General features: G+C 63.3%; 6 protein-coding genes. All 6 read left to right on the top strand.

Translation table 11 applies throughout. From position 1 onward, the window contains the following. The coding region (locus JOZ76_RS25975; protein ID WP_291703499.1) for a S1 RNA-binding domain-containing protein at nucleotides 1–777 on the top strand (777 nt) is incomplete at its 5' end. Nucleotides 778–1,012: 235 nt separating this feature from the next. After that, nucleotides 1,013–1,993 carry a signal peptide peptidase SppA gene (gene sppA, locus JOZ76_RS25970; protein WP_291703497.1) on the top strand — a complete coding sequence of 327 codons (981 nt, stop codon included), beginning with the start codon at nucleotides 1,013–1,015 and terminating at the stop codon, nucleotides 1,991–1,993. Nucleotides 1,994–2,165: 172 nt separating this feature from the next. Then, on the top strand, nucleotides 2,166–2,465 hold the full coding sequence (locus JOZ76_RS25965; RefSeq protein ID WP_291703493.1) for an integration host factor subunit beta: 300 nt from the start codon (nucleotides 2,166–2,168) through the stop codon (nucleotides 2,463–2,465). Between the two features lie 70 nt (nucleotides 2,466–2,535). Further along, nucleotides 2,536–2,928 (top strand): DUF1049 domain-containing protein, encoded by a 393-nt coding sequence (locus tag JOZ76_RS25960; protein ID WP_291703491.1) that lies wholly within the window; start codon nucleotides 2,536–2,538, stop codon nucleotides 2,926–2,928. Between the two features lie 36 nt (nucleotides 2,929–2,964). Beyond that, nucleotides 2,965–3,624, top strand: coding sequence for a phosphoribosylanthranilate isomerase (locus tag JOZ76_RS25955; protein WP_291703490.1), 660 nt, complete (start codon nucleotides 2,965–2,967; stop codon nucleotides 3,622–3,624). After that, the coding region (locus tag JOZ76_RS25950) for a pyridoxal-phosphate dependent enzyme (RefSeq protein WP_291703488.1) at nucleotides 3,621–4,178 on the top strand (558 nt) is incomplete at its 3' end. The genes JOZ76_RS25955 and JOZ76_RS25950, both read left to right, overlap by 4 nt.

Genomic DNA, 4,178 nt, shown 5'->3' with positions numbered 1-4,178 from the left:
ATCGAAGGCCTGATCCACGTCTCCGAGATGTCGTGGACCAAGAAGAACATGCACCCCGGCAAGATCGTCTCGACCTCGCAGGAAGTCGAGGTGCAGGTGCTCGAGGTCGACAGCGTCAAGCGGCGCATCTCGCTCGGTCTCAAGCAGACCATGCGCAATCCCTGGGAAGTCTTCATCGAGAAATTCCCGGTCGGCTCGGTGGTCGAGGGCGAGGTCAAGAACAAGACCGAGTTCGGTCTGTTCCTCGGCCTCGAAGGCGACGTCGACGGCATGGTCCATCTGTCGGATCTCGACTGGAAGCTGCCCGGCGAGCAGGTCATCGACAACTACAAGAAGGGCGACGTGGTGAAAGCCGTGGTGCTCGACGTCGATGTCGAGAAGGAGCGGATTTCGCTTGGCATCAAGCAGCTCGAGGGTGATCCCTTCGCCGAACCCGGCGACGTCAAGAAGGGCGCCGTCGTGACCTGCGAAGTGCTCGACGTGAAGGACAGCGGCATCGACGTGAAGATCGTCGGCACCGACTTCACCACCTTCATCAAGCGCTCCGAACTGGCCCGCGACCGCAACGACCAGCGCTCCGATCGTTTTGCGATCGGCGAGAAGGTCGATGCGCGGGTGATCCAGTTCGACAAGAAGGCCCGCAAGGTGCAGGTCTCGATCAAGGCGCTGGAAGTGGCCGAGGAGAAGGAAGCGATCGCCCAGTACGGCTCCTCCGATTCGGGGGCCACGCTCGGCGACATCCTGGGCACCGCGCTGAAGAACCGCGGCGATCGCTGATAGCGGTTCCCTACAGGCATAATCCGACCGAAGAGATCATGCCTCATCAAGAATTGGGCTCCGGTTTCCGACCGGAGCCTTTTCTTTGTTCTTTGCCGTCTTGTACACCCCGCGCCCAGAGCGCATGTGGCGCGAGCCATGGTTTCTTCAAATTGCACCGCAATTGATGTATCTGGTGCAGCATAGATCACTTCAACCATGCAACACCGCGCCGATATCTTTGAGGAGAATTTTCATGTCGCTTGATTCGGATGTGATCGTCGATCGGCGCAGGATTCGTCGCAAGCTGACATTCTGGCGCGTCGTCGCGGTGCTGCTCGCGATTGCCGGCATCATCACCATCGCCACCCTGGCATCGCCGGGCGGGCGCAACGTGCTCGCAACCTCCGGTTCGATCGCGCGGGTCAATATCGAGGGTTTGATCCGCAGCGATCAGGATCGCGTCGAGGCGCTGGAGCGGCTGGAGAATTCGCGCGCCGCCGCGGTGATCGTCCACATCAATTCGCCGGGCGGCACGACCGCCGGCTCCGAACAGCTCTATGACGCGCTGGTGCGGCTGAAGGCCAAGAAGCCGCTGGTCGTGGTCGTGGAGGGGCTCGCGGCGTCGGGCGGCTACATCGCTGCGATCGCCGCTGATCACATCGTCGCACAGCAGAGTTCGCTGGTCGGGTCGATCGGCGTCCTGTTCCAATATCCGAATTTCACCGACCTGTTGAAGACCATCGGCGTCAAAGTCGAGGAAGTGAAATCATCGCCGCTGAAGGCTGCGCCCAATGGATTTGAGCCGACCAGCCCCGAAGCGCGCGATGCATTGGATGCTTTGGTGAAGGATTCCTATGCGTGGTTTCGCTCGCTGGTGAAGGACCGGCGTGGCATGGACGACACGCTGCTCGAAAAAGTTGCCGACGGGCGCGTTTTCACCGGCCGGCAGGCAGTGGGGCTGAAGCTGATCGATCAGCTCGGCGATGAAAAAATGGCGATCGCCTGGCTCGTTGCGGAAAAGAACGTCAAGAAGGATCTGCCGGTCCGCGACTATAGCCTGTCGCCGCGTTTCGGTGACCTGACTTTCCTCCGCACGGCGGTCTCGGTGGCGCTGGATGCATGTGGCCTCGGCGCAATTGCGCGGCAGATGGAGCAGGGCGGCATCACCGGCGCCGTCGACCGGTTCGGGCTCGACGGAATGCTGGCGCTCTGGCGTCCCGCGGCCTCCAATTAGGCCCGCTCACGGCGGGGCGGGGCGGCTTTTCCCGTCCCGCTTGTATTGTGACAGGGCCCTTTTGGGCGTTTGTCACGCATTTTCGCGTCGCGCAAAATTGATTTAGCGTCTTGACAATTCAAGCCATTTTCACGGAAATGCCGAGCTGCATGTTGCCGGGTTTTACCTTTCGATGATCAAATCCGAACTGGTTCAGCGCATCGCCGAGCACAACCCGCATCTCTATCAGCGGGACGTCGAGAACATTGTGAACGCGATTCTCGACGAGATCATCGCGGCGCTGGCGCGTGGAGACCGGGTCGAGCTGCGCGGTTTCGGCGCCTTCTCGGTCAAGCACCGTCCGGCGCGGGCCGGGCGCAATCCGCGCACCGGCGCCCATGTTCCGGTTGACCAGAAGAGCGTTCCGTTCTTCAAAACCGGCAAGGAAATGCGTGAGCGGCTCAACCGCGACAATCCCGAAGTCAGCAGCTAGGTTGTTGGATCCGGAATCTGTCGCCATGTCGCGGGTCAGCCGGCGACGCCGCTCCTGGTGAAAGATGGTCATGCGAAAATTCGTCACCTATGTGATCGTCATTCCGCTGGCCCTGGTGTTCGCCGCCTTCGGGGCGGCCAACTGGCATTCGGTCAGGGTGTCGTTCGATCCGTTCGATCCGAACGACCCGACGCTTGCGGTGGGAATGCCCTTGTTCGCCCTGATCATCGTCGTGGCGATCCTCGGCGTCATCGCGGGCGGAATGGCGACCTGGTTCGGGCAGCGCCACTGGCGCCGCGCCGCGCGCGGGCATGAGGCGGACGCCCGCGACGCCAGGGCGCAACTGGCCGATCTGCAGGCCGCTCACGCGGCCTTGCGCGGCGAGCCGGCGCGCCTGGTGCCGCCGTCCCAGGGCGGATTATTTGGCTTCGGCGGGCGAGACAAGCAGGGCGCGGCGTTGTAGAAACGCGCCGCACGGTCTCGAACTCTGTCTGGTGCCATGTCCCTCCTGATCAAGATCTGCGGCCTGTCCACGCCGGAGACACTCGACACCGCGCTCGAGGCTGGTGCCGACATGGTGGGATTCGTGTTCTTCCCGCCGTCGCCGCGGCACCTGCCGCTCGCCGTCGCGCGCGAGCTTGGTCCTCGCGTCGGGGGCCGCGCCAGGAAGGCCGCGCTCACGGTGGATGCGGACGATGCGGCGCTCGAGAGCATCATCGACGCGCTCAAGCCCGATATCCTGCAACTGCATGGCAAAGAGAGCCCGGCGCGCCTCGGCGACATCAAACGCCGATTCGGTCTTGAGGTCATGAAGGTGCTCGCCGTCGAAACCGCGGCGGATCTGACAGGCCTGTCGGGCTACGCGACCGTTGCCGATCGCATCCTGTTCGATGCCCGTCCGCCGAAGGGCGCGACGCGTCCCGGCGGCCTCGGCGCCGTGTTCGACTGGCATCTGCTGCGGGGTGTCGATCTCAGGCTGCCGTTCATGGTCTCGGGCGGGCTCACCGCGGACAATGTCGCCGAAGCCGTCCGCGTCACCCGCGCTGGCGGCGTCGATGTCTCCTCAGGCGTCGAGCGGGCGCCTGGAGTCAAGGACGTCAAGATGATCGAGGATTTCATCCGCGCTGCACGCGCCGTCGAAGAGCTGGCCGTCCGATGACGACACCGATACCGAATTCCTATCGCGGCGGTCCGGACGAGCGCGGCCATTTCGGCATCTTTGGCGGGCGCTTCGTCGCCGAAACCTTGATGCCGCTGATCCTCGATCTTGAGAAAGCCTATGCCGCGGCCAAGGCGGATTCGTTATTCCAGAAAGAGATGAACGGCTATCTCAGGGATTATGTCGGCAGGCCGTCGCCGCTGTATTTCGCCGAGCGGCTCACCGAGCATCTTGGCGGCGCAAAAATCTATCTCAAGCGCGAGGAGCTCAACCACACCGGCTCGCACAAGGTGAACAACGTGCTCGGCCAGATCATGGTCGCGCGGCGCATGGGCAAGCAGCGCATCATCGCCGAGACCGGCGCGGGCCAGCATGGCGTCGCCACCGCGACGCTGTGCGCGCGCTTTGGCCTCGAATGCGTGGTCTATATGGGCGCGGTGGACGTCGCCCGTCAGGCACCCAACGTGTTTCGCATGGAGATGCTCGGCGCCAAGGTCGTCCCGGTGCAGTCGGGCACGCGCACGCTGAAGGATGCGATGAACGAGGCGCTGCGC

It is taken from the genome of Bradyrhizobium sp. (assembly GCF_019244115.1).
Taxonomy (GTDB): Bacteria; Pseudomonadota; Alphaproteobacteria; order Rhizobiales; family Xanthobacteraceae; genus Bradyrhizobium.
Note: the sequence above shows the minus strand (reverse complement) of the source record. Positions and strands in the feature narration are given on the sequence as shown.